This is a genomic window from Streptomyces sp. WY228, assembly GCF_019287315.1.
Taxonomy (GTDB): domain Bacteria; phylum Actinomycetota; class Actinomycetes; order Streptomycetales; family Streptomycetaceae; genus Streptomyces; species Streptomyces caviscabies.
This window is the reverse complement of record NZ_CP079114.1, coordinates 5205886-5231762: the sequence shown is the minus strand read 5'-3', so window position 1 is coordinate 5231762 and position 25877 is coordinate 5205886. Positions and strand designations below refer to the sequence as shown.

General features: G+C 72.9%; 27 protein-coding genes. 9 read left to right on the top strand and 18 right to left on the bottom strand.

Going from position 1 to position 25877, the window contains the following annotated elements; genetic code table 11:
- Positions 1–107 precede the first annotated feature (107 nt).
- From KV381_RS23060 to KV381_RS23040, 5 genes are all read left to right on the top strand, one after another.
- On the top strand, positions 108–1232 hold the full coding sequence (locus tag KV381_RS23060) for a substrate-binding domain-containing protein (RefSeq protein WP_030628684.1): 1125 nt from the start codon (positions 108–110) through the stop codon (positions 1230–1232).
- 128 nt (positions 1233–1360) lie between these two features.
- Positions 1361–2689 carry an ABC transporter substrate-binding protein gene (locus KV381_RS23055; protein ID WP_218786102.1) on the top strand — a complete coding sequence of 443 codons (1329 nt, stop codon included), beginning with the start codon at positions 1361–1363 and terminating at the stop codon, positions 2687–2689.
- Positions 2686–3681 (top strand): carbohydrate ABC transporter permease, encoded by a 996-nt coding sequence (locus KV381_RS23050; RefSeq protein WP_030084415.1) that lies wholly within the window; start codon positions 2686–2688, stop codon positions 3679–3681. The genes KV381_RS23055 and KV381_RS23050 overlap by 4 nt, the downstream gene beginning before the upstream one ends.
- Positions 3678–4520, top strand: coding sequence for a carbohydrate ABC transporter permease (locus tag KV381_RS23045; protein WP_030084413.1), 843 nt, complete (start codon positions 3678–3680; stop codon positions 4518–4520). Before KV381_RS23050 ends, KV381_RS23045 begins: the two co-directional genes overlap by 4 nt.
- A gap of 26 nt (positions 4521–4546) precedes the next feature.
- Complete coding sequence (locus tag KV381_RS23040; RefSeq protein ID WP_050495719.1) at positions 4547–5533, top strand: hydroxyacid dehydrogenase; 987 nt, start codon at positions 4547–4549, stop codon at positions 5531–5533.
- Between the two features lie 81 nt (positions 5534–5614).
- Here the strand turns inward: KV381_RS23040 and groL are convergent, their stop codons facing one another.
- From groL to KV381_RS23025, 3 genes are all read right to left on the bottom strand, one after another.
- The gene (gene groL, locus KV381_RS23035) at positions 5615–7240 is read right to left on the bottom strand and encodes a chaperonin GroEL (RefSeq protein ID WP_030628675.1); all 1626 of its coding nucleotides are present in this window, start codon (positions 7238–7240) and stop codon (positions 5615–5617) included.
- A 97-nt stretch (positions 7241–7337) separates the two neighbouring features.
- Positions 7338–7646, bottom strand: coding sequence for a co-chaperone GroES (gene groES, locus KV381_RS23030; protein ID WP_030084405.1), 309 nt, complete (start codon positions 7644–7646; stop codon positions 7338–7340).
- Between the two features lie 250 nt (positions 7647–7896).
- Complete coding sequence (locus KV381_RS23025; protein ID WP_103537188.1) at positions 7897–8820, bottom strand: polysaccharide deacetylase family protein; 924 nt, start codon at positions 8818–8820, stop codon at positions 7897–7899.
- A 132-nt stretch (positions 8821–8952) separates the two neighbouring features.
- On the opposite strand from KV381_RS23025, the gene KV381_RS23020 reads away from it, so the two are divergent.
- The gene (locus tag KV381_RS23020) at positions 8953–10176 is read left to right on the top strand and encodes a methyltransferase domain-containing protein (RefSeq protein ID WP_103537187.1); all 1224 of its coding nucleotides are present in this window, start codon (positions 8953–8955) and stop codon (positions 10174–10176) included.
- Between the two features lie 214 nt (positions 10177–10390).
- Here KV381_RS23020 and KV381_RS23015 read toward each other — a convergent pair whose 3' ends face one another.
- The 3 genes from KV381_RS23015 to KV381_RS23005 all read right to left on the bottom strand — a co-directional run bounded on the left by KV381_RS23015 (position 10391) and on the right by KV381_RS23005 (position 13256).
- Positions 10391–11164 carry a hypothetical protein gene (locus KV381_RS23015; RefSeq protein WP_256995137.1) on the bottom strand — a complete coding sequence of 258 codons (774 nt, stop codon included), beginning with the start codon at positions 11162–11164 and terminating at the stop codon, positions 10391–10393.
- Between the two features lie 47 nt (positions 11165–11211).
- Complete coding sequence (locus KV381_RS23010) at positions 11212–11676, bottom strand: VOC family protein (protein ID WP_030084398.1); 465 nt, start codon at positions 11674–11676, stop codon at positions 11212–11214.
- A gap of 116 nt (positions 11677–11792) precedes the next feature.
- Positions 11793–13256, bottom strand: coding sequence for an MFS transporter (locus tag KV381_RS23005; protein WP_218786101.1), 1464 nt, complete (start codon positions 13254–13256; stop codon positions 11793–11795).
- A 129-nt stretch (positions 13257–13385) separates the two neighbouring features.
- On the opposite strand from KV381_RS23005, the gene KV381_RS23000 reads away from it, so the two are divergent.
- Positions 13386–14105 (top strand): TetR/AcrR family transcriptional regulator, encoded by a 720-nt coding sequence (locus KV381_RS23000; RefSeq protein ID WP_030084394.1) that lies wholly within the window; start codon positions 13386–13388, stop codon positions 14103–14105.
- A gap of 22 nt (positions 14106–14127) precedes the next feature.
- Here the strand turns inward: KV381_RS23000 and KV381_RS22995 are convergent, their stop codons facing one another.
- Genes KV381_RS22995 through tsaB form a run of 4 tightly spaced genes read right to left on the bottom strand, consistent with a single transcriptional unit; the run spans position 14128 to position 16665 of the window.
- Positions 14128–14400, bottom strand: a complete 273-nt coding sequence (locus KV381_RS22995; protein WP_103536759.1) for a hypothetical protein — start codon at positions 14398–14400, stop codon at positions 14128–14130.
- Positions 14397–15503, bottom strand: coding sequence for a tRNA (adenosine(37)-N6)-threonylcarbamoyltransferase complex transferase subunit TsaD (gene tsaD, locus KV381_RS22990; RefSeq protein WP_030628667.1), 1107 nt, complete (start codon positions 15501–15503; stop codon positions 14397–14399). The genes KV381_RS22995 and tsaD overlap by 4 nt, the downstream gene beginning before the upstream one ends.
- Entirely contained in the window at positions 15503–16021 is a 519-nt protein-coding gene (gene rimI / locus KV381_RS22985) for a ribosomal protein S18-alanine N-acetyltransferase (protein WP_030084389.1), read from the bottom strand. The genes tsaD and rimI overlap by 1 nt, the downstream gene beginning before the upstream one ends.
- Entirely contained in the window at positions 16018–16665 is a 648-nt protein-coding gene (tsaB, locus tag KV381_RS22980) for a tRNA (adenosine(37)-N6)-threonylcarbamoyltransferase complex dimerization subunit type 1 TsaB (RefSeq protein ID WP_098026525.1), read from the bottom strand. Before tsaB ends, rimI begins: the two co-directional genes overlap by 4 nt.
- A 134-nt stretch (positions 16666–16799) precedes the next feature.
- Between tsaB and KV381_RS22975 the strand changes: the two genes are divergently transcribed.
- Positions 16800–17396, top strand: a complete 597-nt coding sequence (locus tag KV381_RS22975; protein WP_193463383.1) for a hypothetical protein — start codon at positions 16800–16802, stop codon at positions 17394–17396.
- 67 nt (positions 17397–17463) lie between these two features.
- Here the strand turns inward: KV381_RS22975 and KV381_RS22970 are convergent, their stop codons facing one another.
- The 8 genes from KV381_RS22970 to glmS form a co-directional block, all read right to left on the bottom strand.
- Positions 17464–17655, bottom strand: coding sequence for a hypothetical protein (locus KV381_RS22970; RefSeq protein ID WP_030084384.1), 192 nt, complete (start codon positions 17653–17655; stop codon positions 17464–17466).
- Between the two features lie 161 nt (positions 17656–17816).
- Positions 17817–18386, bottom strand: a complete 570-nt coding sequence (gene tsaE, locus KV381_RS22965; protein ID WP_030628661.1) for a tRNA (adenosine(37)-N6)-threonylcarbamoyltransferase complex ATPase subunit type 1 TsaE — start codon at positions 18384–18386, stop codon at positions 17817–17819.
- Positions 18355–19596, bottom strand: coding sequence for an alpha/beta fold hydrolase (locus KV381_RS22960; protein WP_030084380.1), 1242 nt, complete (start codon positions 19594–19596; stop codon positions 18355–18357). Before KV381_RS22960 ends, tsaE begins: the two co-directional genes overlap by 32 nt.
- Positions 19593–20765 (bottom strand): alanine racemase, encoded by a 1173-nt coding sequence (gene alr, locus KV381_RS22955; protein WP_218786100.1) that lies wholly within the window; start codon positions 20763–20765, stop codon positions 19593–19595. The genes KV381_RS22960 and alr overlap by 4 nt, the downstream gene beginning before the upstream one ends.
- 60 nt (positions 20766–20825) lie before the next feature.
- Positions 20826–21203, bottom strand: a complete 378-nt coding sequence (locus KV381_RS22950; protein WP_098027043.1) for a DUF488 domain-containing protein — start codon at positions 21201–21203, stop codon at positions 20826–20828.
- Positions 21204–21247: 44 nt separating this feature from the next.
- On the bottom strand, positions 21248–22696 hold the full coding sequence (locus KV381_RS22945) for a bifunctional ADP-dependent NAD(P)H-hydrate dehydratase/NAD(P)H-hydrate epimerase (RefSeq protein WP_030084375.1): 1449 nt from the start codon (positions 22694–22696) through the stop codon (positions 21248–21250).
- A gap of 75 nt (positions 22697–22771) precedes the next feature.
- Positions 22772–23140, bottom strand: coding sequence for a holo-ACP synthase (locus KV381_RS22940; RefSeq protein ID WP_030084374.1), 369 nt, complete (start codon positions 23138–23140; stop codon positions 22772–22774).
- Between the two features lie 27 nt (positions 23141–23167).
- Positions 23168–25015, bottom strand: coding sequence for a glutamine--fructose-6-phosphate transaminase (isomerizing) (gene glmS / locus KV381_RS22935; protein ID WP_030628648.1), 1848 nt, complete (start codon positions 25013–25015; stop codon positions 23168–23170).
- 250 nt (positions 25016–25265) lie between these two features.
- Here glmS and KV381_RS22930 point away from each other — a divergent pair, with 250 nt between their 5' ends.
- Complete coding sequence (locus KV381_RS22930; RefSeq protein ID WP_234024639.1) at positions 25266–25778, top strand: hypothetical protein; 513 nt, start codon at positions 25266–25268, stop codon at positions 25776–25778.
- The last annotated feature ends 99 nt before the right edge of the window (positions 25779–25877 follow it).

The following is a 25877-nucleotide window of genomic DNA, read 5'->3' as shown; positions in this document are numbered from 1 at the left end:
GGTGGCGGTACGGGAATCGCTCCGCCCCTCCCGCGTCCGGCCGCCCTGTGATCGAATGATCGCCCGTTGCTCAGGGTTCGATCATTCTGCTCCAGGGGGCTGTCTCCGTGCGCGAAGGTGCTGCTGAACGTCATGACCGGCTGCTGAACCTGGTACGCGAGCGCGGCACCGTACGGGTCTCCGACCTGGCGGACCGGCTCGGCGTCGCCACGGTCACCGCCCGGCGCGATGTCGAGGCGCTGGCCTCCCGGGGGCTGCTGGAGCGGGCGCACGGTTCGGTGTCCTGGCCCGCCGACCGGGGCCCGGCCGGTACGCCGGCGGGCGGCGGCCCGGTGATCGGGATGCTGGCCCCGGCCGCCGCCTACTACTTCGCCGAGGTGATCCGGGGCGCCCACGAGGCGGCCGCCCGGCTCGGCGCGCGGCTGATCCTGCGGGTCACCGACTACCGCCCCGAGGACGACGCGGCGCACGCGGCCGGGCTGCTGGCCGCCGGGGCGCAGGGGCTGCTGCTGGCGCCGAGCTGGACGGAGCCGGAGCACCCGGAGCGGTACGGCGAGTGGATAGCCCGGCTGCCGGGCGAGAAGGTGCTGGTGGAGCGGAGGGGTGCGCCCGGCAGCCCGCTGGAGGGCCTGGACCAGGTGGGCTCGGACCACGCGCACGGGGTACTGCTCGCCGTTCGGCACCTGGTGCGGCTGGGGCACGGGACGCCGATGCTGGTGGCCCGTTCGGACAGCCCGACGGCCCTGGCGGTACGGACCGGGTTCACGCGGGCGCTGGCCGCGCTGGGCCTCGCCGGGACGGAACCGCTGATCGCGACGGTCTCCGCCGACCGTGATCCGGCGCTCTTCGAGCGGTCGGCGCAGGCGGTGCGGGCCGCGGTGCGCGAGGGGCGGGCGAGCTCGGTGCTGGTCCACAACGACGAGGAGGCCATCCGGCTGGTGCGCCGGCTGGCCGAGCTGGGGGTGCGGGTCCCCGGGGACCTGGCGCTGGTCACGTACGACGACGAGGTCGCGGCGCTCGCCGACACCCCGCTGAGCGCGGTGGCCCCGCCCAAGCGGGAGGTGGGGCGCAGTGCGGCGGAGCTGCTGGTGGAGCGGCTGGCCGGGCCCCGGTATCCGGGCGGGGACGGGCCTTCGCCCCGGCGGCGGGTGGCGCTGCTGCCGGCGCTGCGGGTGCGGGAGTCCTGCGGGCGGCCGGGGGCGGGCGACGCCGACCGTCTTGCGGCGGTCTGACCCTCTTCACCCCTTCCTGAATCGATCATTATTCGATCATTCAATCTTTCGCTCTTGACTTCGCTCAGGCGGAATCGAAATATCGCGGCTACCCAGCTCGTACCGTCCGCCCGTACAGGAGCCATGCCGTGAGCCGCAGTTGGTCCCGTCCCGTCCATGCGCTGGTCGGCGCCGCCACCGCTCTCGCCGTCGTCACGGCGTGCGGCGGCGCCGACGACTCCCGCGCCCGAGGTACCGCCGACGACCCGGTGACCGTGTCCTTCTGGGCATGGACGAAGGGATCCCAGGAGGTCGTGGACGCGTTCAACGCCACCCACGACACGATCCGGGTGGAGTTCGAGGAGATACCCTCGGGCGGTCTCGGCGGCTACCCCAAGATCGCCAACGCGGTGAAGGCGGGCATCGCCCCCGATCTGCTCTCCATCGAGTATCCGCAGCTGTCCGCGTTCGTCAGCCAGGGGTCGCTGCAGGACATCAGCCCCTATCTGACCGAGGACGTCAAGAAGAAGTTCCTGCCGCAGACGATCGAGATGACGACGCTCGGCGGCAAGAACTGGGCCGTCCCCTTCGACGCCGCGCCGCAGATCTTCTACTACCGCAAGGACTTCTTCACCGAGCACTCCATCGAACCGCCCGCCACCTGGGACGACTTCCGGAGCGCGGCGGAGCAGGTGAAGAAGGCCTCACCGAGGACCAGGATCGCCACCTTCTTCCCCGACGACCCGACGTTCTTCCAGGCCATGGCGTGGCAGGCGGGCGCGCAGTGGTTCCGGGCCGGGACCGACGCCTGGCGGATCGACACCACCGACCCCGCCTCCGAGCGCACCGTCGCGTACTGGCAGGGCCTGATCGACGACCGGCTCGTCTCCACCGCCTCCTCGTTCAGCCCCGAGTGGACCGGCTCCCTCAAGCAGGGCACCACCGTCGGCTACCTCGGGGCGTCCTGGAGCGCGGGCGTGCTCGCGGGCATCGTGCCCGAGCAGAAGGGCCAGTGGGCGGCGGTACGGCTGCCGAGCCAGGAGGCGGACCGGCCGGCCAGCGGGATGATCGGCGGTTCCACGTTCGCCGTCAGCAAGGGCAGCACCAGGACGGCGGCCGCCGTCGAGTTCGCGCTGTGGATGTCGACGCACGAGGACGCGATCAAGGCCCGGATCGGGGCGAGCACATCGAGCGCCCTGCCCGCCTCCCCCGCCATGGTGCCGATCGCGAGGAAGGCGTTCGACACGAGCTTCTACGGCGGTCAGGACCTGTACGGGCTGTTCGAGGAGGCGGGCAGGTCCATCGGGCCCGACTGGGTGTGGGGCCCCAGCCCGGGGGCGACCAACGCCGCGCTGGGCGACGAGCTGGGCGAGGTCGTCGGCGGCGGCTCGACGCTGCCGCGCGCGATCCGGCGGGCCCACGAGGCCACCGTCGCCGACCTGCGGAAGCGCGGCCTGAAGGTGGCGGAGGGCTCATGAGCACCCAGGACACCGAACGCCGCCCCGGGGTGCCGGGGCCGCGCACCACGCCGCCCCGGGACACCGCCCGCACCGGCCGCCGGTCCACGGCGCTCAGCACCAGGGCCCGGACCCGGCTGGCGGCGGGCACGCTCCTCGCCCCCTTCTTCGCCCTGTTCACCGTGGCGATGATCGTCCCGGTCGGCTACGCGCTCTGGCTCAGCCTCTTCACCGAGAAGCAGTCCGGCCTGGGCTTCGACGGTCCCCGTACCGTCTTCGACGGGCTCGGCAACTACGCGACGGCCCTGGGCGACCAGGCGTTCCGCGACGGTTTCTGGGTGCTGCTCGGCTACTGCGCGTTCTACATCCCGCTGATGGGCGGCGGCGCGATCGTGCTGGCGCTGCTGCTGGACACCGCGCTGGCCCGCGCCCGCCGCTTCTTCCAGCTGGCGCTGTTCCTCCCGCACGCCATCCCCGGCCTGATCGCCGCGCTGATCTGGATCTACCTCTACACCCCGCAGCTCAGCCCGGTCGTCGCCGCCATGGAGGCCGGCGGCTTCGGCTTCGACTTCTTCTCCTCCGAGGGCACGCTGCCCTCCATCGTGAACATCGCGCTGTGGCAGTGGCTCGGCTACAACGTGGTGATCTTCTACGCCGCCCTCCAGGCCGTGGACCGCTCGCTGCTGGAGGCGGCGACCGTCGACGGCGCGGGGAACTGGCGGATCGCCTTCTCGGTCAAACTCCCCCTGATCCGCTCGTCGCTGGTGATGGTCCTGCTCTTCACGATCATCGGTTCGCTCCAGCTGTTCACCGAACCGCTGATCCTCAGCCGTGGCTCGGGCTCGGCGGTGACCAGCACCTGGACCCCGAACATGTACGCGTACAGCGCCGCCTTCGAGCGCAACGACTACGGTCTCGCCGCCGCCGCGTCCGTCCTGATCGCCCTGGTCGCCGCCGTCCTGTCCTTCGTCGTCACACGCTTCGCCAACCGCAGGAAGGAGGCACGCCGATGACCTCCGGCCGATGGCTGTCGAAGACGACGGTCAACGTCGTTCTGCTGATCGCCGCCGTGTACACGCTGTTCCCGCTGATCTGGCTGCTGACGGCGGCCACCAAGGACGCCGGGAACCTGCTGGGCGGCGATGTCTTCTCCTTCGAGGGCTTCGACCTCGGGCACAACCTCTCCGAGCTGACGTCCTACCAGGACGGCATCTACTTCCGGTGGTACGGCAACTCGCTGCTGTACGCGGGCCTCGGGGCGCTCGGCTGCTCGCTGGTCAGCGTCGCCGCCGGGTACGCCTTCGACAAGTACCGCTTCCGGGGCAAGGAGAAGCTGTTCGCCCTGGTGCTGCTGGGTGTGCTGCTGCCCTCCACCGCCCTCTCCCTGCCGCTGTATCTGCTGGCGGTCGAGACCGGCACCGTCAACACCTACTGGGCGGTGCTGATCCCGGCCCTGGTCAACCCGTTCGGCGTGTATCTGTCCCGGATCTTCAGCGCGGGCTACATACCCGACGAGGTCCTGGAGGCCGCCCGGATCGACGGGGCCGGTGAGCTGCGCACCTTCTGGTCGGTCGGCCTGCGGATGGTGATGCCGGGGTTCGTGACCGTGTTCCTCTTCCAGTTCACCGCGATCTGGAACAACTTCTTCCTCCCGCTGGTGATGCTCTCGGACAAGGACCTCTATCCGCTGAGCCTGGGCCTCTACAACTGGCACAGCAACGCCAACGCCGACCCGACGTTCTACCCGATGGTCGTGACCGGCTCGCTCCTCGCCGTCACGCCGCTGATCATCGCCTTCGTCCTGCTCCAGCGGCACTGGAAGGCGGGCCTGACCGCAGGGAGCCTCAAGTGACCCCCACCCCCACCGCCCTCCTCGCCATGGGCCCCGGCATCGCGGACCGCCTCTTCACCCCCGTACAACGGGACCGGCTCACCGCGCTCGTGGACACCGACCCGGCGCTCGTCGCGCACCGGCTGACCGACCCGGAACCCGAGGTGGCGGCCGCGCTCGCCGAGGCGGAACTGCTCATCACCTGCTGGGGCGCGCCCCCGCTGACCGCCGGCGTCCTCGCCGCCGCGCCCCGGCTGCGGGCCGTCGTCCACGCGGCGGGAAGCGTCAAGCACCACATCACCCCGGCCTGCTGGGAGCGGGGCGTCCGGGTCGCCTCGGCGGCCGGGGCCAACGCGCTGCCGGTCGCGGAGTACACGCTGGCCGCGATCCTGTTCGCCGGGAAGAACGTGCTGCCCGCCGCCCACCGCTACCGGCAGCTGCGCGCCCCGCACGACTGGCGGGCGGAGCTGGCGGGGCACGGCAACTACCGGCGGTGCGTGGGCATCGTGGGCGCCTCGCGGATCGGCCGCCGGGTGATCGAGCTGCTGCGCCCGTTCGACCTGGACGTGCTGCTCTTCGACCCGTACGTGGACGCGGGGGCGGCGGCGCGGCTCGGCGCGGCGAAGGCGGGCCTGGACGAGCTCTGCGCCCGGAGCCGGATCGTCTCGGTCCACGCGCCGGAGCTGCCCGCGACCCGGCATCTGATCGGCGCCGCCCAGCTCGCGGCGATGGCGGACGGGACGACGCTGATCAACACCTCGCGCGGTTCGCTGATCGACGAGGACGCGCTGCTGCCGGAGCTGGTGTCGGGGCGGCTGAACGCGGTCCTCGATGTGACGGACCCGGAGGTTCCACCGCCCGGATCCCCGCTGTACGACCTGCCGAACGTGCTGCTGACACCGCATGTCGCGGGTTCGCTGGGCGACGAGATCCACCGGCTGGCGGACTGCGCGCTGGACGAGGTGGCGCGGTACGCGAGCGGGCTGCCGTTCGCGGATCCGGTCACCCCGGACGACCTGGCGCGCAGGGCGTAGGCCGCCCGGAACGCACCGAGGCCCGGTGCCCCCGCGACGGGGGTACCGGGCCTCGGCCGTACCGGAAGGTACGGGGCCGTACTAGTGGGAGTGGCCGTGGCCGCCGTGACCGGCGTCGGCCTCTTCCTCGGCCGGCTTCTCGACGACCAGGGTCTCGGTCGTGAGCAGCAGCGACGCGATGGACGCGGCGTTCTCCAGGGCGGAGCGGGTGACCTTGACCGGGTCGATGACGCCGGCCTTGACCAGGTCGCCGTACTCGCCGGTGGCGGCGTTGAAGCCCTGGCCCTTGTCGAGCTCGGAGACCTTGGAGGTGATGACGTAACCCTCCAGGCCGGCGTTCTCGGCGATCCAGCGCAGCGGCTCGACGGCGGCGCGGCGGACGACCGCGACACCGGTGGCCTCGTCGCCGGTCTTGCCGAGGTTGCCCTCCAGGACCTTCACGGCGTGGACGATGGCGGAGCCACCGCCGGAGACGATGCCCTCCTCGACCGCGGCGCGGGTGGCGGAGATGGCGTCCTCGAGGCGGTGCTTCTTCTCCTTGAGCTCCACCTCGGTGGCGGCGCCGACCCGGATCACGCACACGCCGCCGGCCAGCTTCGCGAGGCGCTCCTGGAGCTTCTCGCGGTCCCAGTCGGAGTCCGTGGACTCGATCTCGGCCTTGATCTGGTTGACGCGGCCCTTGACGTCCTCGGTGTTGCCACCGCCGTCGACGATGGTCGTGTCGTCCTTGGAGACGGTGACGCGGCGGGCGGTGCCGAGCACGTCCAGACCGGCCTGGTCGAGCTTGAGGCCGACCTCCTCGGCGATGACGGTCGCACCGGTGAGGGTGGCGATGTCGCCGAGCATGGCCTTGCGGCGGTCGCCGAAGCCCGGGGCCTTCACCGCGACGGCGTTGAAGGTGCCACGGATCTTGTTGACGACGAGGGTGGAGAGCGCCTCGCCCTCGACGTCCTCGGCGATGATCAGGAGCGGCTTGGAGGCGCCGGCCTGGATGACCTTCTCCAGGAGCGGCAGCAGCTCCTGGATGGAGCCGATCTTGCCCTGGTGGATCAGGATGTACGGGTCGTCGAGGACGGCCTCCATACGCTCCTGGTCGGACACCATGTACGGGGACAGGTAGCCCTTGTCGAAGGCCATGCCCTCGGTGAACTCCAGGTCCAGACCGAAGGTGTTGGACTCCTCGACGGTGATGACACCGTCCTTGCCGACCTTGTCCATCGCGTCCGCGATGAGCTCGCCGACCTGGGTGTCCTGCGCGGAGAGCGCGGCCACGGCGGCGATGTCGGACTTGTCGTCGATCGGGCGGGCGGTGGCGAGGAGCTCCTCGGACACGGCCTTGACCGCGGCGTCGATGCCCTTCTTCAGGGCGGCCGGGGAGGCGCCGGCGGCGACGTTGCGCAGGCCCTCGCGGACGAGCGCCTGGGCCAGGACGGTCGCGGTGGTGGTGCCGTCACCCGCTACGTCGTTGGTCTTGGTCGCCACCTCCTTGACGAGCTGGGCACCGAGGTTCTCGTACGGGTCGTCGAGCTCGACCTCGCGCGCGATGGTGACACCGTCGTTGGTGATGGTGGGAGCGCCGAACTTCTTGTCGATGACGACGTTGCGGCCCTTGGGGCCGATCGTCACCTTGACCGTGTCGGCAAGCTTGTTGACGCCGCGCTCAAGGGCGCGACGGGCGTCCTCGTCGAACTTCAGAATCTTCGCCATGGGCTGTATCCCTCTCAAAATGAACTGCGCCCCTCGCCGCCCGGCTAGTTATCTCGCAGGGGGCCAGGGGCGCAGAACACAAGCAAACGTGGGTGAATTACTTCTCGACGATCGCGAGGACGTCGCGGGCCGAGAGGACGAGGTACTCCTCGCCGCTGTACTTCACCTCGGTGCCGCCGTACTTGCTGTACAGGACGACGTCGCCGGTCTTGACGTCGAGCGGAAGCCGCTCGCCGTTCTCGAAGCGGCCCGGGCCCACGGCGAGGACGACGCCCTCCTGGGGCTTCTCCTTCGCGGTGTCCGGAATGACCAGGCCGGAAGCCGTGGTCTGCTCGGCGTCGAGCGGCTGGACCACAATGCGGTCCTCGAGCGGCTTGATCGCAACCTTGGAGCTGGTGGTCGACACGATCCGGTCTCCCCCTTCGGAGATCTCACGGGGTTTAACAGTCTGTGGGCGGCGACCAGACCGATCCGTCGTCGCGGGTGCCGGACCTGCCCTGTCGCGCAAAGGTGGTGCTGGCACTCTCCAGGGGGGAGTGCCAGACCCGAGACTATGACCGCGATTAGCACTCGGTCAAGCGGAGTGCCAATTCACCACCCTCGCGCCGTCTCGATCACGGCTCGATCAGGGGCCGGAGTGCGGGAAAGGGCTCCGGTCAGACGTAGTCCTCCAGCTTCGCCACCGCATACCCCTTGTCCGTGATGGTCTTCATGACCCGGCGGATCATGTCGGGCATCGAGCCCTTCCAGTCGCCCTTGCCCCGGAAGTGGGTGAGGACGATGTCGCCGGGGTGCAGGTCCCGGTCCCACTCGCGCCACTCCATGTGGTCGGGGAAGGCCTCGGAGGACCACAGCGGTACGGCGGTGATCCCGCAGGACTTGGCGATGACGAGGGTGTCGCGGTTGTAGTTGCCGTAGGGCGGGCGGAAGAGGGTCGGCCGCTTCCCGTAGTGCTTGAGGATCTTCTCCTGCTGGCCGCAGATCTCCCGCTTCTGCTCGGCGTAGGAGAGGCCGGGCAGATAGCGGTGGTTGAGGGTGTGGTTGCTGATGGTCACCCCGCGCTGCTGCATCTTCTTGAAGTAGCCGTAGTCGTCGTTGGTGACGTAGTCGCTGAGGAACGCGCTGTACGGGATGGAGAGTTCGGTCATCATCCGCAGCAGCTCGGGGTCCTTCTCCGCCCCGTCGTCCATCGTCAGGAAGACGATCTTCTCCTTGGTGGGGACGGTGGTGAAGACGGGCGGCAGCCCCTTGTCGTCCCGGACCTCGAAGCCCTTGCGGGTGGTGATGGCCGGCTTCGTCCTCGGCGGCTCGGGGGCCGCGAGCGGGGTCTTGGCGAGGCCCCACTTCTTCGCGGCGACGGCCCGTGCGGCCTGCTTCTTCCGGAGCGCCTCGGCGTACGTGTCGAGGGCGCGGGCGGGCCCGGCCTGCGGGGCGGCCTCGCCTTGCTGGCCGGCGGCGGGTTTCGCGGGTCCGCCGGGGGCTCCCGTGCCGCTGCCGCCCGTCTCCGCCGCGCACCCGGAGGCGACGGCGGCGGCCAGCAGGGCCGCCAGCACGACGACGCCGGATCTGTGCCGCTTCATGGCTGATTTTTCGTTTTGTCGTACTAGCTGCATGGCGCCGCATCCTGCCAGCCGTCGGCCCGTCTCCGGCCCCGACACCGCGAGCGGACCGGCCCCGTCCCCCGGCCGGCCCACACCCGCGCACCGGCCACAATGGACCGGGTGAACGCATCGACCCCCGCCGCCCCGTCCGACGACCCCGCGCGCGCCGCCTTCGCCGCACTGCGCACCCCCGAGGGCGAGCAGCTGCTGGCCGGGCTGCGCGACCACGACCCCGCCGACGAGCTGGCCACCGCGACCCGGCTGCGCCGCACGCATCCGGCGGAGCTGGTCTCGGCGGCGCTCGGGCAGGCCCGGCTGCGGCAGCGGGCGGTGGCGAAGTTCGGGGCCGAGGACGCGTACCGGATGTACTTCACGCCCAACGGCGTCGAGCAGGCCACCCGCACCTCGGTCGCCGCCCACCGCGCCGCCCGGTTCGCCGGGCTCGGCGTGCGGAGCGTGGCCGATCTGTGCTGCGGCATCGGCGGCGACGCCATCGCGCTGGCCCGCGCCGGTATCTCCGTACTGGCCGTGGACCGCGACCCGCTGACCGCCGAGGTGGCCCGCGCCAACGCCGAGGCGCTCGGCCTTGCCGGGCTGGTCGAGGTGCGGTGCGCCGATGTCACGGAGATCGACACCGCCCCGTACGACGCGGTCTTCGTGGACCCGGCCCGGCGCGGCGGACGCGGCAGGATCTTCGATCCGGAGGCGTACTCACCGCCACTGTCCTGGGCGACGGCCGCCGCGCTGAAGGCCCCGAGGGCGGCGCTGAAGATCGCCCCCGGCATCCCGCACGAGGCGATCGGCCCGGAGGCGGAGGCCGAGTGGATCTCGGACGGCGGCGACGTGAAGGAGGCGGTGCTCTGGTACGGGGAGGGCTTCGCGCCCGGTGCGTTCCGGGCCACGCTGCTGCCCTCCGGGGCGACCCTGACCGCCCCGGCCCCGCTGCCCGCCCCGCCCGTGGGCCCGGTCGGGCGCTATCTGTACGAGCCGGACGGCGCGGTGATCCGGGCCCATCTGGTCGCCGACATCGTGGAGCGGTGCGGCGGGCGGCTGGTGGACGAGACGATCGCGTACGTCACGAGCGACGAGCCGTACTCCTCCCCGTACGTCTCCGGGTACGAGATCACCGATCAGCTGCCCTTCAACATGAAGAGGCTGAAGGCGCTGCTGCGGCAGCGGGAGGTCGGCGTGCTGACCGTCAAGAAGCGCGGTTCGGCGGTCGAGCCGGAGGAGCTGCGCCGCCGGATGAAGCTCGCCGGACCGAACGCGGTGACGGTGTTCCTGACCCGGGTGGCGGGGGCTCCGACGATGCTGCTCGGGCACCCGCTGGGGTAAGCCGGTCGCTGCGACCGCCGTCCGGCAAACCCACCCAGCCCGTCCCGCGGACCCACCCAGCCCGTCCCGCGGGCCCACCCAGCCCGTCCGGCGTTTGAGGACGGAACCGTCGAGCACGTCCCGGGTGCGGACAAGGGTCTCCCCTGCCACGGGGCCCGTAAGGGGCTCGCCCACCAGGCGAAGGGTTCCGTCCTCAAGTGCCGGACGGGCTGGATCAGCGGTGACCGGGCCCGCCGGTGCGGACATAGGGCGGGCGCACGGGCCCGGACTCCGGCGCGGCCGACGGCCGTACGGCCCCGTCCCCGGCCCCCGCACCGCCCCCGGTCCCGGCCCCCGTGCCTCCACCGCCCCCGCCGCCCCCGGTGCCCATCAGGACGCCCACCACCCAGCGGCGGTGCGCCAGGGCCGTGACCGCGCCGATCAGCGCGGTCAGCCAGGCGACCATGCCGACGCCCACCACCAGGGCGACGAGCCCGTACGTGTCCCGGCCGGGCCGGGCGCTCGCGGGCCCGATGACGCACAGGGCCAGCCCCACCGCGCCCAGGCCGAACGACAGCAGCAGCCAGATGAGGCTCATCTCGGGCATCCGCAGCCGCCGGTCGCGCTCCGGGTCGCGCGCCAGCGCGCCCCAGGCGGTGAGCAGCGTGCGGACCTTCCGGTCGCGGGAGACGCCGAGGCAGAGGAAGGCGACGGCCGGGATCAGGACCGCCGCGCCGATGACCAGGCTGACGATGCCGCCGATGACACTGACGAAGTCGACCAGGTCGATCGCCTGCTCGAACATGACGATCCCGGTGCCCACCAGGCTCCAGCCGATCGCGGCGAGCGCCGCCCACATCCACAGCAGCCCGAGCCGCCCCGGCCCCACATGCATCTTCACCAGCTCGCCCAGGACCACCGCCCGGTCGGCGAGCATCGCCTCGCGGTCGGGCCAGGTGCGGATCTCGACGGGCGGCGGAGGGGGCGGCAGCGGGGCACGGCGTGGCATGCGCAGAACATTACCGACGCGCCGCGATCACCACCGACGCGGTGCGGTCAGGCGTCGCGCAGCGCCTGGACGTCCAGCTTGCCCATGCCGAGCATGGCCTTGACGACACGCTGCGCCCGCTCCTTGTCCGGGCCGGTGACCAGCCGTTGCAGCTCGTTCGGGACGACCTGCCAGGAGACGCCGAACTTGTCCTTGACCCAGCCGCACGGTCCTTCCTCGCCGCCCTCGGAGAGCGCCGCCCAGAACCGGTCGACCTCGGCCTGGTCGGCGCAGTCGACGGAGAGCGAGATCGCCTCGGTGAACGGGAACTGCGGCCCGCCGTTGAGCCCGATGAAGTCCTGGCCCGCGAGCCGGAAGTCGACGGTGAGCACGGAACCCGTCTTGTCGGGGGCCTCTTCGCCGTAATAGGTGATGTCCCCGATCCGGGAATCGCCGCCGAAGATCGCGACGTAGTGCTCGGCCGCCTCCTTGGCCTGGCCGTCGTACCAGAGACAGGGGGTGATCTTCTGCATGGTCCACTCCTCGGGCCGTCCACCCGTCCGGACCGGGCGGTCCGGACGTCGTGGAAGGTAGACCCGGCCCGCCGCCCGAACTCATCGGACCCGCCCGGCCCCGTACCCGTACGGGCTCAGCGGGCGGCCGCGCCGCTGTCCGGCTCCACGGCCGCCGGGCCCGCGACCCCGGTCCGGCGCTCCGCCGGCAGCAGGACGTACGCCGCCAGCGCGGCCGCCGCCAGCAGGCCCGCGGCGGCCCAGAAGGCGGCCGCGTACCCCGAGGACAGCTCGGTGGGGCCGGTGGAGCCGCCGGTGACCCGGGCGGCGATGGTGACCAGGACCGCGAGGCCGAGCGAGCCGCCGACCTGCCGCGAGCTGTTGAGCAGCCCGGAGGCCATGCCGGTCTCGCCGGGTGCGACATCGGTCGTGGCGGCCGTGCCGAGCGGGACGAAGCACAGGCCGATGCCGAAGGAGCAGACCAGCGACGGGCCGAGGATGGAGACGAGGAAGCCGCCGTCGACCGTGGCGGTCGCCGCGAACCAGCCCATCCCGAGCGCGGCCAGCGTCGCGCCCACCGTCATCAGCCGCCGGATGCCGAGCGCGGCCACCGCCCGGGTGGCGAGGACCGAGCCCGCGACGACGCCCACGCAGAAGGGCAGGAACGCGAACCCGGCGGCGGTCGGCCCGAATCCGAGGACCAGCTGCATGTAGAGCGAGACGAAGTAGAACGCGCCGAACTGGGCCGAGGCGAGCAGCAGACAGAACAGGTTCGCGGTCAGCACCGGCCGCCCCTTCAGCAGGCCGGGCCGGAGCAGCGGGGAGGCGGTCCGCAGTTCGACGGCGACGAAGGCGGCCAGCAGGACGACCGCCGCGCCGAGGGAGGCGAGCGTGGTCGCCGAGGTCCAGCCGTGGTCCGAGGTCCGCACCAGTCCGAGGACCAGCAGCGTCGTCCCGGCCGTGGCCAGCAGCGCCCCGGCCACGTCCAGCCGGGCCCCGGTCCGACGCTGCCCGCCGACGGAGCCGGTGCGCGCGGCGGCGGCCAGCGCGAAGGCGACGATCGGCACGTTGACCAGCATCACGGACCGCCAGCCGGTCGCGTCGGTGAGCACGCCGCCCGCCAGCACCCCGACCGCGCCGCCCGCCGCGCCCGCCATGCCCCACAGTCCGAGCGCCCTGGACCGGGCGGGCCCGGCCGGGAAGGCGAGGGTGATCAGGGCGAACGCCACCGGGGCGAGGGCCGCCGCGCCGACGCCCTGCACCGCGCGCGCCGCCACCAGCGAACCGGGCGACCAGGCGAGCCCGCCCGCCAGGCTGGCCAGTCCGAACAGGACCAGACCCGCCGTCAGGACGCGGCGGGGGCCCGCCAGGTCGGCGAGCCGGCCGCCGAGCATGAGGAGTCCGCCGAAGGCGAGGGCGTAGGCGTTCACGACCCACAGCAGCCCGTCACCGCCGAAGCCGAGGTCGCTGCGGATGTCGGGCAGCGCGACGTTCACCACGGACATGTCCAGCGACACCAGGAACTGCACGGTGAGCGCCACCACCAGCAGCCATCGCGCGGGCCGCTCCCCCGCGCCCGGTTCCTTCGTCGTCCCGCCCATGACGTCCCCTTCCCCACGATGTGTTTCTCGGCGTGTTTCTCGACGTGCCCCTCGATCGAGAATTACCATACACGTATAGAAAATAGACGCGCCGGTACGCCGAGGGAGCCGTAAGGGGAGAATGCCCAGGTGTCAGGCAGCGAGAAGACCGAGAAGAAGCCCGCGAAGAAGAAGACCGGGGCGTCCGGGCGGCCCGTGGGGCGGCCCCGGCGGCTGGACCCGGACGTGATGGTCGCCACCGCGCGCCGCATCGTCGAGGAGGAGGGCGTGGCCGCCCTGTCCATGCGGCGGGTGGCGAAGGAGCTGGGCAGTACGCCGATGGCGCTCTACCACTACGTGCAGGACAAGGACGAGCTGCTGATGCTCACCCTGTCCGGCACCGCGGCGGCGTTCCCGCGCCCGGAGCTTCCCGAGGACCCGCGCGAGCGGATCGTGGCGGTGGCCGCGCACATGCACGACATCATCGGCCGGATCCCCTGGGTGCTGGACGTCCTGGCGCTGGGCGAGCTGACCGACCGCAACGCCCTGTGGATGGTGGAGGAGATCGTCGACTGCGCGCTCGCCTGCGGCCTCTCACCGGCCCGCTCGGTGCGGGCGTACCGGACGATCTGGAGTTACGTCTACGGCGACCTGGTCTTCCGCAGGGCGGCGGCCCGCCGGGCGGAGAACCCCTCGCGCCGGGAGTTCTTCCCGGAGATGATCACCGAGGAGGACGCGGCGGAGCTGCCCCGGCTCACCGGGGTCAAGGACCGCTGGCGGGAGTACGCCGCCGACTACGAGACCGTCGAGGAGCTGGACGCGATCGTGGACGGCCTGATCCGGCGCGGAACCCGGGGCGCGGGGGCCTGAGGCTCCCGGCGGGCCCCGCCGCTCAGCCCACCGCCTCGAAGCGCCAGCGGTGCACCGGGCGGGTGATCAGGGCGGCGTCGGGCTCGGGGAGTTCGGGCAGGTCGTCGGCGTACGAGGCGTCCTGCCACCACGTCATCACCAGCACCCGGTCCTGCGGGGCGCGCAGCAGTTCGCGGCGGTGGGGGTCGCGGGCCAGCTCGGCGGTCCGGGCGCGGGCCCACTCCAGCAGCTCGCAGCCCCGGCCCTCCACGGCCCGGGCCTCCCACATCAGGACGATGGTCGCGTCGCCGCTCATGAGTACAGGTTGTCCTTGCTGATCTCGTGCACGTGATCGTGGTCGTGCGCGTGCGCGGTCCCCGGAACGTGCGGCTCCGTCACCGGCAGCGAGGAGTCCGCCGACAGCTCCAGGTCGGAGGGGCGGCGGTTGCGGGCGACCATCTCCGCGCCGAGCGCCGCGACCATCGCCCCGTTGTCCGTGCAGAGCCCGGGGCGCGGCACCCGCAGCCGGACGCCGGCCCGCTCGCAGCGCTCCTGGGCCAGGGCGCGCAGCCGGGAGTTGGCCGCGACGCCGCCGCCGATCATCAGGTGGTCGACGCCCTCGTCCTTGCAGGCCCGGACCGCCTTGCGGGTGAGCACGTCCACCACGGCCTCCTGGAAGGACGCCGCCACATCCCGTACCGGCACCTCCTCGCCCGCCGCGCGCTTCGCCTCGATCCAGCGCGCCACCGACGTCTTGAGGCCGGAGAAGGAGAAGTCGTACGGGGCGTCGCGCGGGCCGGTCAGACCGCGCGGGAAGGCGATGGACTTCGGGTCGCCCTCCTTCGCCAGCCGGTCGATGACCGGGCCGCCGGGGAAGCCCAGGTTCAGCACCCGGGCGATCTTGTCGAAGGCCTCGCCCGCCGCGTCGTCGATCGTCGCGCCGAGCGGGCGGACGTCGCTGGTGATGTCGGGGGCCAGGAGCAGGGACGAGTGCCCGCCGCTGACCAGCAGGGCCATCGTCGGCTCGGGCAGCGGGCCGTGCTCCAGCTGGTCGACGCAGATGTGCGAGGCGAGGTGGTTGACCCCGTAGAGCGGCTTGCCGAGCGCGTACGCGTACGCCTTCGCGGCCGAGACGCCGACGAGCAGGGCGCCGGCGAGCCCGGGCCCGGAGGTGACGGCGATGCCGTCGAGGTCGCGGGCGCTGACGCCCGCCTGCTTCAGGGCGCGCTCGATGGTGGGGACCATCGCCTCCAGATGGGCGCGGGAGGCGATCTCCGGGACGACGCCGCCGAAGCGGGCGTGGGTGTCGACGCTGGAGGCGACGGCGTCGGCGAGCAGGGTCGTGCCGCGCACGATGCCGACGCCGGTCTCGTCGCAGGAGGTCTCGATGCCGAGTACGAGGGGTTCGTCGGCAGCCATCATTCAGTCCCGGTCTCTGGTGCGTGCTCGTGCACGGCTTGCTCTTGCATGGTCAGGCGCATGACGAGCGCGTCGATGTTCCCCGGCTGGTAGTAGCCGCGCCGGAAGCCGATCGGCTCGAAGCCGAAGCGCTCGTACAGCTTCTGCGCGCGGGTGTTGTCGACCCGCACTTCGAGGAGCACGGTGGCGCTCTCGAAGGCGGTCGCGGCCTTCAGCAGGTCGGTGAGGAGTTCGGAGCCGAGTCCGGTGCCCCAGGCCTCGCGGCTGACCGCGATCGTCTGGACGTCGGCCAGGTCGCCGAGGGCGGCGAGCCCGGCGTAGCCGACGATCCGGCCGGTGGCGGTCTCCTCGGCGACGACGTAGTGGCGGGTGGCGCCGGGGCCGCGGGCGTGGGCCAGCTCGGACCAGAACATGCCGGGCGACCAGGCGTCGTCCGGGAACAGCGCGTGTTCGAGCTCCAGCACCGGTGCGATGTCCCACCAGCGCATCTCGCGCAGTACGGCGGTGGCGGCGCTCACTTCGGGGTGACCACCTTGTAGTTCTTCGGGACCTGGGCGTCGGGCCGGCGCAGATAGAGCGGCTGCGGCTCCAGGAGCTCCTGCCCGGCGGCGAGCCGCTCGGCGGCGAGCGCGGCGAGCGCCCCGGCGGCCACGTGCTCGGGGCCGCGCGCGTCCGGGAAGGACTCCGGGTAGAGCCGCGCGCCCGCGCCGACCACGGGGAGCCCGGCGAGGGCTGCGGCGATGTCGGCGGGCCGGTCGACGGCGGGTTCGCCCGTACGGGTGCGGGCGTCCTCGTACCGCGCCCAGTAGACCTCCTTGCGGCGCGCGTCCGTCGCCACGACGAACGGTCCCGCCAGCCCCTCCTGCCCCGCGGCGTACGCGATCCCGTCCAGGGTGCACAGACCGTGGACCGGTACGGAGAGGGCGGAGCCGAAGGTGGCGGCGGTGACCAGGCCGACCCGCAGGCCGGTGTACGGGCCGGGGCCGACGCCCACGACCACGTCCGTCACGGCGTCGAGCTTCGTCCCTGCCTCGGCGAGGACCCGGTCGACGGCGGGCAGCAGCAGCTCCCCGTGGCGACGGGCGTCGACCTGTCCGGAGGAGGCGATGACGGACGTACCGTCGTGCAGGGCGACGGTGACGGCGGGCGTGGCGGTATCCATGGCGAGCAAGAGCACGCAAACAGCCTACGGCTCCGCCGACGGCGGTACGGCGTCCGTACGGCGTCCCGGTCCGCGCACGCGCTGCTGCTACCGTCACCGGGTATCCGCGGGTACGACGTAAACGCTTGTACGACATGCGGCAGGCGGCGCCGAAAGGGGAGTTCACGGTGGCAAGGAGCAGCTCGGGAATCGTGGCCGGGCTCACTGCGGCGGCGGTCGCCGCGGTCGCCTTCCTCGCTTACCAGGCCTCGGCGAACGCCCCCGACTCGGTGGCGTCCACGCCCGGCCCGAAGACGTCCGCCGCGGCCTCGGCACAGCCCTCCGCCAAGCCGAAGCCCCCGGCCGACCCGCTGGCGGTCCCGGCCGCCTCCGGCAAGGGCGAGCGCGTCGTGTACGCGCTGAAGGACCGCCGGGTGTGGCTGGTCGACGAGAACAACAAGGCGATCCGCACCTTCACCGTGATGCCGAGCCCCGTCAGCCCGCCGCCCGGGGCCCACCAGGTCACCTCGCGCTCGGGCACGGTCCAGGGCTCGGACGGCGTCCCGATCGAGCACGTGGTCCGCTTCGCGAACGTGGACGAGGTGGCGATCGGCTTCAGCGCGGCCCAGGACGGCTCGATGGCCAGCCCGGACCCGACGTCGAAGACCGGCGGCGTCCGGATGAAGCGCGCGGACGGCAACGCGATGTGGACCTTCGCGACGGTCGGCGCGAAGGTCGTCGTCGTCCCGTAGGCGGCGCCCGGCGGATCGCTGCCGTCCGTCCGTGGGCGCCGCCCGGCGGATCGCGGCCGGGTCTCCGCTACGCGGCGTCGCGCCTGGCCGGCGGGGGCACCGCGCCGCGGGCTTCGCTGTCGTCCGCCTCCTCCGCCGCGTCGCTCGGCGGGGTGGAGACGGCGGTGGCCGCGGCGCACGAGGCCAGCAGGTCTCTCATCGACAGGGCGGACGGAGTCGGTCGCGGCTGCGGTCGCGCTGCGCGCTCGGGCGTCGGCATGGATGCCTCCTGGGTGCTCCGGTGGAGGGCGCGGTTAGGTAAACCTAACCACGTCTCGTACCCATGTGACCACGACCACGGTCCCCCGCGCAACAATTTACCGACGGCTTGTCGGGAAGGGTAGAGCCGGACGTCACGGACCGGACGTCACGGACCGGGCGTTACGCCAGCTCCTCCCGCAGCCCCGCCCACCGCGCCCCGATGCCGACCAGGGTCACCTCGCGCCGCTCGTCGTCGGTGTCGCCGGTGGCGCGGTCGATGAGGACCCGCAGGCGGTCATCGGCCAGCTCCTCGACCTTGCCGTCGCCCCACTCCACGACCACCACCGACTCCGGCAGCGACACGTCCAGGTCCAGGTCCTCCATCTCGTCGAGGCCGCCGCCCAGGCGGTAGGCGTCGACGTGGACCAGGGCCGGGCCCTGGACCAGCGAGGGGTGGACGCGGGCGATGACGAAGGTGGGCGAGGTGACCGCGCCGCGTACGCCGAGGCCCTCGCCGAGGCCGCGGGTCAGCGTCGTCTTCCCGGCGCCCAGCTCGCCGGTGAGCATGACCAGGTCGCCGGGGGCCAGCACCCGGGCCAGGCGGCGGCCCAGGTCCCGCATCTGTTCGGGGGACGTGACGGTGAGCGTCAGGGTGACGGCCTCGGGCACGGCCCCCACGGCGTCGGGATCGGTCGCCCCGGCGGGCTCGGAGACGGTCTCAGCGGCCGGGCTGTTGTGCGGTGCTTCCATGTCCGCCAACGTTAGCGGCCGGCACCGTGCCGCTGCGTACGAGCAGGTCGGCCAGCCGGTCCGTGACGGTCTCCGGGTGTTCCAGCATCACCAGGTGCCCGGCGTCCGGCACGATCACCAGCTCGGCGTCGGGCAGGACGTCCGCGATGGCCTCGCTGTGCGAGCTGGGGGTGACCAGATCCTTGTCCCCGGCCAGGATCAGCACCGGCACGTCCCGGAACGCGGGCAGCGCGCCGCTCTTGTCGTGGTCGGTGAAGGCCGGGTAGAACTCGGCGACCACATCGATCGGGGTGGACTCGATCAGCCGTTCCGCGAACCGGGCGACCGCCGGGTCCACGTCCCGCGAGCCGAACGAGTACCGCTTGATCAGCCCGGCGAACAGGTCCGCCGTGGCACGCCTCCCCTTCTCCACCAGCTCCTTCTGCGAGCCGAGCGCCTTCAGCACCCCGGGCAGCACCCGGCGCACCGCGTTCACGCCCGCCACGGGCAGCCCGAAGTCGACCTCGCCGAGCCTGCCGCCGGAGGTGCCGACCAGGGCGACGGCGGCGACCCGGTCGCGGATCAGGGCCGGGTACTGGTCGGCCAGCGCCATCATCGTCATGCCGCCCATGGAGTGCCCGACCAGCACCAGCGGGCCCTCGGGGGCCGCCGCGTCGATGACCGCCTTGAGGTCGCGGCCGAGCTGGTCGATGCCGACCGGCACCCCGTCCGCCTGGGCCCGGCCGCGCTCGGAGCGGCCGTGGCTGCGCTGGTCCCAGTAGACGCAGCGCACGAGACCGCGCAGCGCGGCCCGCTGGAAGTGCCAGGAGTCCTGGCCGAGGCAGTAACCGTGGCTGAAGACGACGGTGACCGGGGCGGGCGCCTTGCGCCCGAAGAGCCGACGGCGACGGGTGCCGGAGGCGCCCTCCTCGGCCGTCGCCTGCGCGTCCTCCACCTCGTCGACCTCGTAGTACAGCTCGGTGCCGTCGTCGGCGACGGCCCGGCCCGGCGTGCCGCGCAGCGAACCGTAGGGCCCGGTGGCGTCCAGGGCGAGGCGGGCCTTCTTCCGCATGCCGCGCCCGACGGTGAGCCGCTCGACGGCGACCCCGGCCGCCGCACCCGCGGCGAGCACTCCTATCGCGGCCCCGGCGATGCCCGCCCGGCGCCAGCCCGCCGCACCGGCCACGTTCGCGGTCGCGGCCACCACGGCCTCCGCGCTGCTCTCGCTCACTGCGCCGTGCCCCCGGTCAGCTCGTCGGCCTTCTCGTTCACGTACACCCTGGGCACCCGGGTGCCGATGCGCGTGACGATCTCGTACGCGATGGTGTCGGCGGCCTCCGCCCAGTCCTGCGCGGTCGGCTCGCCCCGGTCGCCGGGACCGAACAGCACCGCCTCCGCGCCCGCCTCGGGCCGGTCGCCTTCGAGGTCGACGACGAACTGGTCCATGGCGACCCGGCCCGCGACCGTGCGCCGCCGTCCGCCGACCAGGACGGGGCCCCGGCCCGACGCGTGGCGCGGGACGCCGTCCGCGTAGCCGACGGGGATCAGGCCGAGCGTCGTGTCGGCGGAAGTCGCGTAGTGGTGGCCGTAGCTGACGCCGTGTCCGGCCGGGGCGTCCTTGACCAGGGCGACGGACGCGGCGAGCGTCATCACGGGGCGCAGCCCGAGGTCGGCGGAGGTGCCCAGTTCGGGGGCGGGCGAGATGCCGTACATCGCGATGCCGGTCCGGACGAGGTCGAAGTGCGCCTCGGGGATCGTGAGCGTGGCCGGGGAGTTGGCCAGGTGCCGCACCTCGGGCTCCACGCCCTCCTTCTCGGCGTACGCCACCATGTCGCGGTAGACGGCGAGCTGGGCGGCGATCGAGGGGTGGCCCGGTTCGTCGGCGCAGGCGAAGTGCGACCACAGGCCGGTGATCCGGACCCGTCCGGCCTGCTCGGCGGTGAGCGCCTCGGTGACCAGTTCGGGCCAGTCGGCGGGCTGGCAGCCGCCCCGGCCGAGGCCGGTGTCGGCCTTGAGCTGGACGCGGGCCGGGCGGCCCGCGGCTCCGGCGGCCGCGACGACCTCACGCAGCGCCCACATGCCGCCGACCGACACATCGAGGTCCGCCTCGATCGCCTCGCGCCAGGGGCCGCCGGGCGTCCAGAGCCAGCACATGATCCGGCCGTCGAGTCCGGCCGCCCGCAGGGCGAGGGCCTCGTGCGGGGTCGCGGTGCCCAGCCAGGTCGCCCCGGCCTCCCGCGCGGCCCTGGCGCAGGGCACCGCTCCGTGCCCGTACCCGTCGGACTTCACCACGGCCATGAGCTGCGCACCGGCCGCCCGCTCGCGCAGGACACGCACATTGGCGCGCAGCGCGGCGAGGTCGATCTCGGCACGGGCTCTCAGGGACGCTGTCTCGTTCATCGCGCCCAGTCTCTCAGAGGCATCCGCCACCTCTCGGGCAGTGCACGCCGGTATCCGGGCTTATGTACGTTTCATCACATGCTTCAGGTGATCGACCAGGACCGGGACATGGCTGTCCCCGACGTCCTTGGCCGCCGTGATCAGGGTGACCGGGCCGCCCTCGCGCACGAGGCCGACGAGCTGTTCGACCGCCTCCGTGTGCGTCGGGTCGTCCAGTTCGGTGCGGTACCGCTCGACGAACTCCGCGTGCCGGTCCGCGCGGTCGTGGTGGTACCAGGAGCGCAGCTCGTCCGAGGGCGTGACGTCCTTGAGCCACAGGTCGATGTCGGCCCGCTCCTTGGAGACGCCCCGGGGCCAGAGCCGGTCGACCAGGACCCGGGTGCCGTCGCCGTCCTCGACCGGGTCGTACGCCCTGTGTACGCGTACGGATTCGCTCACCGCTCGCACCGCCCTTCTGCCGGAGCTTCCACCATCGCCCCCGCTCAGCCCGCCCGCACGTCGCGCCAGGCCGCCGGGATGCGGTCCGCGACGTCCTGCGCGGAGACCGGGGCCCCGTCCGAGCCGTGCCGGGCGGCGAGCCCGTGCAGATGGGCGGCGACGGACGCGGCGTCGCGCGGGGCGAGCCCGGCCGCGAGCAGGGAGCCGGTGAGGCCGGAGAGCACATCGCCGCTGCCCGCCGTGGCCAGCCAGGCCGTGCCGGTCGGGTTGACCCGTACGGGCGTGTCGCGGGCCTCCGCGATCAGGGTCGTGGAGCCCTTGAGGAGCACGGTGGCGCGGTAGCGGGCGGCCAGTTCGCGGACGGCGGTGAGCCGGCCGGACTCCACCTCCTCCCGGGCCGTGCCGAGCAGGGCCGCGGCCTCGCCCGCGTGCGGGGTGAGGACGGTCGGGGCGGTCCGGGTCCGCACGGTCTCCGCGTCCAGCAGCCGCAGCCCGTCCGCGTCGACGAGCACGGGCACGTCGGCGGCCAGCACATCGGCGACGGCCGCCGCCGCGCCCCGCCCGTCGCCGAGCCCCGGCCCGACCACCCAGGCCTGCACCCGCCCGGCCTTCGACGGCGGCCCGGCGTGCACCAGCGCCTCGGGGAACCGGGCGATCACCGCGTCCGCGCCCGGTCCGACGTACCGCACGGCCCCGGCCCCGCCGCGCAGCGCGCCCGCGACCGCGAGGACCGCCGCGCCCGGGTAGCGCTCGGACCCGGCGACCACGCCGACGACCCCGCGCCGGTACTTGTCGCTCTCCGCGCCCGGCACCGGCAGCAGTGCCGCGACGTCCGCGTACTGGAGCGCCTCCAGGTCCGGCGGCTCGGGCAGCTCAGGACCGAGCCCGATGTCCACCAGCCGCAGCGCCCCCGCGTGTTCGGCGGCCGGGTCGATCAGGAGGCCGGGCTTGTAGGTGCCGAAGGTGACCGTGGCGTCCGCCCGGACCGCGTCGCCGTGCACCTCCCCGGTGTCGGCCTCCACCCCGCTCGGCAGGTCGACGGAGAGGACCGGCGCACGGTCCCGGGTCACCGCGTGCAGCAGTTCGGCGGCGTCCTCGCGCAGTCCGCCGCGCCCGCCGATGCCGGTGATGCCGTCCACCACGAGGTCGAGCGCGCCGAGCCCGTCCGGCCCGTCGACGACCCGCCCGCCGGCCGCCAGCAGCGCGGCGAGCCCGCCGGGGTGCGCCCGGTCGGGGGCGAGCAGCAGGGCCCGCACGCCCGCGCCCCGGCGGGCGAGGCGGGCGCCCGCGTACAGCGCGTCGCCGCCGTTGTCGCCGCTGCCGACCAGGAGCAGGACCCGGGACCCGTACACCCGGCCGGTGCGCCGCAGCAGATCGCCGCAGGCCGCGGCGAGTCCGGCGGCGGCGCGCTGCATCAGGGCGCCCTCCGGCAGCCGCTGCATGAGGGCGGCCTCGGCGGCCCGTACGGTCTCCACGCTGTAGGCACGTCGCATGGTCCAACCCTCCGCGATCACCCGGGCCGACGCCACCCCCGCGGGGCGTGGCGACCGGTTCGGCCGTGCGGGTGCTCACCCCTCCGCGATCACCACCGCCGAGGCGACGCCCGCGTCGTGGCTGAGCGAGACGTGCCAGCCGCGCACGCCCAGTTCGGCGGCGCGGGCGGCGACCGTGCCGCGTACCCGCAGCCGGGGCTGCCCGCTCTCCTCGACCCAGACCTCCGCGTCGCTCCAGAGCAGCCCGCCCGGTGCGCCGAGCGCCTTGGCCAGAGCCTCCTTCGCGGCGAACCGGGCGGCGAGCGAGGCGATACCGCGCCGCTCGCCGCTCGGCAGCGTCAGCTCGCTGCCGACGAAGAGCCGGTCGGCCAGCTGGGGCGTACGCTCCAGCGCCGCGCCGAACCGCTCGATCTCGGCCACATCGATGCCGACCCCAATGATCACGGCCCCCACCCTCGCTCGCTCACTCGCTCACTCCACGGTCACGGACTTCGCCAGATTGCGCGGCTGGTCCACTTCGTTGCCGCGGGCCGTCGCGAGCTCGCAGGCGAAGACCTGGAGCGGCACGGTGGCGACCAGCGGCTGAAGCAGCGTAGGCGTTGCGGGGACGGTGATGAGGTGGTCGGCGTACGGGACGACGGCCTCGTCGCCCTCCTCGGCGACGACGACGGTGAGCGCGCCCCGGGCCCGGATCTCCTGGATGTTGGACACGATCTTGTCGTGGAGCACCGAACGCCCGCGCGGGGACGGCACGATGACGACGACCGGCAGGCCCTCCTCAATGAGTGCGATCGGCCCGTGCTTCAGCTCGCCGGCCGCGAAGCCCTCGGCGTGCATGTAGGCGAGTTCCTTGAGCTTGAGCGCGCCTTCGAGGGCGACCGGGTAGCCGACGTGCCGGCCGACGAACAGCACGGTGTCGTGGTGGGCGAGGGACCGGGCCAGCTCGCGCACCGGCTCCATCGTCTCCAGTACGCGGTCGACCTCGCCGGGCACGGCGGAGAGCTGGCGCACCACCGTACGGATCTCGTCGCCCCACTTGGTGCCGCGCACCTGGCCGAGGTAGAGCGCCACCAGGTAGCAGGCGACGAGCTGGGTGAGGAAGGCCTTGGTGGAGGCGACGGCGACCTCGGGCCCGGCGTGGGTGTAGAGGACGGCGTCGGACTCGCGCGGGATGGTGGAGCCGTTGGTGTTGCAGATGGCGAGCACTTTCGCGCCCTGTTCACGGGCGTGCCGCAGCGCCATCAGGGTGTCCATGGTCTCGCCGGACTGGGAGATGGCGACGACGAGGGTGCGCTGGTCCAGGATCGGGTCGCGGTAGCGGAACTCGCTGGCCAGCTCGGTCTCGCAGGGCAGCCGGGTCCAGTGCTCGATGGCGTACTTGGCGATCATCCCGGCGTGGAACGCGGTGCCGCAGGCGACGATGACGACCTTGTCGACCTCGCGCAGTTCGGTGTCCGGGATGCGCACCTCGTCGAGGTGGAGCGCGCCCTCGCCGTCGATCCGGCCGAGGAGGGTGTCGGCGACGGCCTGCGGCTGGTCGGCGATCTCCTTGAGCATGAAGGAGGCGTAGCCGCCCTTCTCGGCGGCGGAGGCGTCCCAGTCGACGTGGTACTCGCGCACCTCGGCGAGCGCCCCGTCGAAGCCGGTGACGGTGACGCCCTCGCGGCTCAGCTCGACCACCTGGTCCTGGCCCAGCTCGATCGCGGAGCGGGTGTGCGCGATGAAGGCGGCGACGTCGGAGGCGAGGAACCACTCGTCCTGCCCCACGCCCACGACCAGCGGGGAGTTGCGCCGGGCGCCGACGACGACGTCCGGCTGGTCCGCGTGGACGGCGACCAGGGTGAACGCCCCCTCCAGCCGCCGGCACACCTGCCGCATCGCGTCCGCGAGGTCTCCGCCCGCCGAGAACGCCTCGGCCAGCAGATGCGCGACGACCTCGGTGTCCGTCTCCGACTCCAGGGCGTGCCCGCGCCCGGTCAGTTCGCGGCGGAGGGCGGCGAAGTTCTCGATGATCCCGTTGTGCACGACGGCGACCCGGCCCGCGTTGTCCAGGTGCGGGTGGGCGTTGACGTCGGTGGGCGCTCCGTGCGTCGCCCAGCGGGTGTGCCCGATGCCGGTCCGCCCGGCCGGCAGGGGCCGGTCGCCCAGTTCCTTCTCCAGATTGACGAGCTTGCCCGCCTTCTTCGCGGCGGCCAGCCCGCCGTCCGCGAGAACGGCGACGCCCGCCGAGTCGTAGCCCCGGTATTCGAGGCGCTTGAGTCCTGCGACGACGACGTCCTGCGCCGACTGTCCACCGACATAACCCACGATTCCGCACATAACGGCACCCTAAGGCCGGAAGGCAGATTCCGGGCCTCTTGAAAACTTCGTGACGCGATCGACGCTGATCTTCATACAACCTTTTCAACATTGTGGTGAAGCTCACAGACCCCTTCCTCTCATGTCGCCTATGCCGTACGTGCCTTGCTTGCCTTCGGGTGCGGCAGCTGTTGGGCTGAGCCCACCGGAAGGTGACAGCGGGGTACGAGCAGGGGGCTCGGGACGCCTTCCGGTGATGCGAGGAGGGGTTTTGAGAAGGCGCGTACTGAAGTCCGCCCTGGCCGCGGGCGCCCTGTCCGGGGTGGTCGTGGCAGCGCTCGTGACCGGACAACCGGATTCGCCCGAACAGGAGTTGACGCTCCGTCCGGTGGCGGGCGAGGGACCGGGCCACGCCGTGGAGGACTTCGCCTATCCACAGGCCGACACGATCCTCGCCGAGCAGGGGATCCTGCTGAAGCGGGGCGACGGACACATCGTGCTGGCGCAGTGCGGCAGTTCTCCGGACCTGCTGGAGATCTACGTACGCCACGAGAGCGCCGAGAAGTTCTGCTTCCGGACCACGGGCGCCTCCGGCTATCTGAGCCTGGAGCTGCCCGCCGTCTACGGCGTCCAGACCAAGGACCACGCCACCGAACTGTCCACGACGGTCGACGGCGAGGAGCACCAGTACGACGTGGCGGCCAACTCCTGGGCCCCGGTGGGCGAGACGGCCGACCCGGAAGGCCGCGAGCACGTGCTCGTGGAGATCGTCACCTCCGGCTAGCCGCCGGCACACACCCCGAAAGAGCGCCGACGGCAGGTCAGCCGCGGGGCTGTGCCGCCATGCCGCCGTGCGTAACGCCATCTGCGCCCTCACCCCAGT

Bases quoted from the DNA above. Each gene is read 5' to 3' on its own strand.
- KV381_RS22995 (WP_103536759.1), bottom strand. From the start codon at position 14,400: ATGAGCGGCGACGCGACCATCGTCCTGATGTGGGAGGCCCGGGCCGTG.
- glmS (WP_030628648.1), bottom strand. From the start codon at position 25,015: ATGTGCGGAATCGTGGGTTATGTCGGTGGACAGTCGGCGCAGGACGTC.
- tsaB (WP_098026525.1), bottom strand. From the start codon at position 16,665: ATGGATACCGCCACGCCCGCCGTCACCGTCGCCCTGCACGACGGTACG.
- tsaD (WP_030628667.1), bottom strand. From the start codon at position 15,503: ATGGCTGCCGACGAACCCCTCGTACTCGGCATCGAGACCTCCTGCGAC.
- KV381_RS23040 (WP_050495719.1), top strand. From the start codon at position 4,547: ATGGGCCCCGGCATCGCGGACCGCCTCTTCACCCCCGTACAACGGGAC.
- KV381_RS23005 (WP_218786101.1), bottom strand. From the start codon at position 13,256: ATGGGCGGGACGACGAAGGAACCGGGCGCGGGGGAGCGGCCCGCGCGA.
- KV381_RS23015 (WP_256995137.1), bottom strand. From the start codon at position 11,164: ATGCCACGCCGTGCCCCGCTGCCGCCCCCTCCGCCGCCCGTCGAGATC.
- KV381_RS23045 (WP_030084413.1), top strand. From the start codon at position 3,678: ATGACCTCCGGCCGATGGCTGTCGAAGACGACGGTCAACGTCGTTCTG.
- KV381_RS23025 (WP_103537188.1), bottom strand. From the start codon at position 8,820: ATGAAGCGGCACAGATCCGGCGTCGTCGTGCTGGCGGCCCTGCTGGCC.
- KV381_RS23050 (WP_030084415.1), top strand. From the start codon at position 2,686: ATGAGCACCCAGGACACCGAACGCCGCCCCGGGGTGCCGGGGCCGCGC.
- groL (WP_030628675.1), bottom strand. From the start codon at position 7,240: ATGGCGAAGATTCTGAAGTTCGACGAGGACGCCCGTCGCGCCCTTGAG.
- alr (WP_218786100.1), bottom strand. From the start codon at position 20,765: ATGAACGAGACAGCGTCCCTGAGAGCCCGTGCCGAGATCGACCTCGCC.
- KV381_RS23020 (WP_103537187.1), top strand. From the start codon at position 8,953: ATGGACCGGGTGAACGCATCGACCCCCGCCGCCCCGTCCGACGACCCC.
- tsaE (WP_030628661.1), bottom strand. From the start codon at position 18,386: ATGGAAGCACCGCACAACAGCCCGGCCGCTGAGACCGTCTCCGAGCCC.
- KV381_RS22970 (WP_030084384.1), bottom strand. From the start codon at position 17,655: ATGCCGACGCCCGAGCGCGCAGCGCGACCGCAGCCGCGACCGACTCCG.
- KV381_RS22945 (WP_030084375.1), bottom strand. From the start codon at position 22,696: ATGCGACGTGCCTACAGCGTGGAGACCGTACGGGCCGCCGAGGCCGCC.
- KV381_RS22975 (WP_193463383.1), top strand. From the start codon at position 16,800: ATGCGGCAGGCGGCGCCGAAAGGGGAGTTCACGGTGGCAAGGAGCAGC.
- KV381_RS23010 (WP_030084398.1), bottom strand. From the start codon at position 11,676: ATGCAGAAGATCACCCCCTGTCTCTGGTACGACGGCCAGGCCAAGGAG.